This window comes from Affinundibacterium seohonense (assembly GCF_014284305.1).
GTDB classification, from domain to species: Bacteria; Pseudomonadota; Gammaproteobacteria; order Burkholderiales; family Burkholderiaceae_D; genus Undibacterium; species Undibacterium seohonense.
Window position 1 is genome coordinate 1 of record NZ_JACOFW010000065.1, and the last position, 1,381, is coordinate 1,381.

A 1,381-nucleotide genomic window follows, 5' to 3' on the forward strand; every position below is an offset into this window, starting at 1 on the left:
GGACGATGCCGATTCACAATTGGCGTATGGCCTTAAATCGTTTTATGATTGAGTTCGGTGATCGTATTCAAAAACACGATCACTAACTTGTTCCGTGGCATTTACACAGAAATTCTTACAGGCTCGATCTAAGAGCAGCGTTGGTTGCACTCGCCCTACTTAACCAAGACCTTTTCATAAGCTTTTCGCGGTGCTCCTGCATAATAAATCTCGCCGCAATAGACATAGTTGAGTTTGTCGACGATGTGCAGCATCGGGGCATTATCGAAGTTTGTATCGATACGAATGCTGTTGACCCCTTTTTCGAGGGAAAGGGTTTCTACATGTTCAAACAATCTTGTAGCGATTCCTTTTCCCTTTGAAACACTGGCACGCGCGACGCGGTGCACTACCGCGTAACTTCCCGACGTCAGCCATGCGCCCTCGATTTCTAAGTAAGCAGGTTCGACGCCAAAAATGACGGCGGCATAGGCAAGGATTTCCTCGTCTTCAACCAGCACATAGCCATTTCCTGCGGCGATGTCGTTTTTGATTGTTTGTTCATTCGGATACCCGTTTTGCCATTGTTGGCTACCGTCGCGCCGACGTTGCTCAATCGCGTCTTGAACGATAGCCCATGCGATGGCGAGTTCTGATTCCCTTGCTAGTCTGAATATCGAATTATTCAATTTGTATCCTTTCTTTTTTACACCGGCTACATTATGTGTAGCGTAGGCTGAAAAGCCCAACGATTTCAGTTTGTTCTTAAGTGATGTTGGGCTTATCAGCCCAACCTACACCCCACCCGAAAAGCCAGCAACAGACTTCATTTAATCGCCCCGAAACACAAGTTGACCATTCAATTCGATAGCAAGATCCACCATCGACATGGTTTTGTCCATGATCTCAAGGATGACATCTCGTTGAAACTCGTAAGAGGCACTTACACCATCACTCGTTTCTGTTACGAGCCATGACGTTCCTCTTGCTTCGAGGTAAGCACGCTGCCATTCGAGGTGCGTGCGAAGGCGCTTCATCGTGTTGGTATCAAAGTTCGTCGAACCATACTCGTCAATCGGCTGGTCGCCAACATCGAAGTAGGGAAGCAAAAATCGCTGAACGTCGAAATCAGGAAACCAGCAACCGTCTTTATGTTCGTCCCAACCTGAAGGAAATTTTCCTTCGACGATAATTTGCCAATCAATCATAAGTGGGGTCTATGGTTTAAGGTTCAAGTTGTCGGGTCGCGAAGCAGTTGGAAATGAATGACTAGTGTGTAGATACTGTCTCGTCCGTCAAGCGAATTCTGGATTAAATGGGATCTTGGATTTTAAAATAGCGAAGGCCAAAGAAAGAAGTTTCCTCATGCAGGCAATGATAGCGATCATCTTTGGTTTTCCAG

General features: G+C 46.3%; 2 protein-coding genes. Both read right to left on the minus strand.

Features of this window, described 5'->3' with window-relative positions; all coding sequences use genetic code 11:
* Positions 1 to 155: 155 nt before the first annotated feature.
* On the minus strand, positions 156 to 668 hold the full coding sequence (locus H8K52_RS20560) for a GNAT family N-acetyltransferase (protein WP_186924782.1): 513 nt from the start codon (positions 666 to 668) through the stop codon (positions 156 to 158).
* A gap of 141 nt (positions 669 to 809) precedes the next feature.
* Positions 810 to 1,187 (minus strand): hypothetical protein, encoded by a 378-nt coding sequence (locus H8K52_RS20565; RefSeq protein WP_186924783.1) that lies wholly within the window; start codon positions 1,185 to 1,187, stop codon positions 810 to 812.
* Positions 1,188 to 1,381: the final 194 nt, after the last annotated feature.

What these genes read in the sequence shown, in the direction of transcription:
- H8K52_RS20565 (WP_186924783.1), bottom strand. Translation starts at nt 1,187, where the DNA reads ATGATTGATTGGCAAATTATCGTCGAAGGAAAATTTCCTTCAGGTTGG.